Below are 665 nucleotides of genomic sequence, written 5' to 3' on the forward strand. Positions count from 1 at the left end.
GCCCTGGATGCTGCCGGGGTGCCGGTGATCGAGGTGACCCACGGTGACGGGTTGGGCGGGTCGAGCTTTAACTACGGGTTTTCCAAGACCCCGGAACAGGAGCTGATCAAGCTGGCGGCGCAGACCGCCAAAGACGCCAAGATCGCCTTCTTGATGCTGCCCGGGGTCGGCACCAAGGAGGACATCAAGGAGGCGCAGGACAATGGTGGTGCGATCTGTCGAATCGCCACGCACTGCACCGAGGCCGACGTCTCCATTCAGCACTTCGGCCTGGCCCGTGAGCTGGGACTGGAGACTGTCGGGTTTTTGATGATGGCCCACACCATCTCTCCGGAGAAGCTGGCCGCTCAGGCCCGGATCATGGCCGATGCGGGTTGTCAGTGCGTGTATGTGGTGGATTCGGCTGGTGCGCTGGTGCTCGAAGGTGTGGCCGACCGGGTGTCGGCACTGGTCGCTGAGCTCGGCGATGACGCGCAGGTCGGTTTTCACGGGCATGAGAACCTCGGGCTGGGGGTGGCTAACTCGGTGGAGGCGGTGCGTGCCGGCGCCAAGCAGATCGACGGTTCGGTGCGCCGCTTCGGTGCGGGTGCGGGCAACGCTCCGGTGGAGGCGTTGATCGGGGTGTTCGACAAGATCGGTGTCAAGACCGGTATCGACTTCTTCGA

The 665-nt window shown here is 64.2% G+C and carries 1 protein-coding gene; it reads left to right on the forward strand.

What is annotated here, in order from left to right:
- Nucleotides 1-665, forward strand: a 665-nt coding sequence (gene dmpG / locus LI94_RS21395; RefSeq protein ID WP_046302513.1) for a 4-hydroxy-2-oxovalerate aldolase, incomplete at both ends; no start/stop codon positions are given.

It is taken from the genome of Mycobacterium sp. UM_Kg27 (assembly GCF_000972905.1).
Classification (GTDB): Bacteria; Actinomycetota; Actinomycetes; order Mycobacteriales; family Mycobacteriaceae; genus Mycobacterium.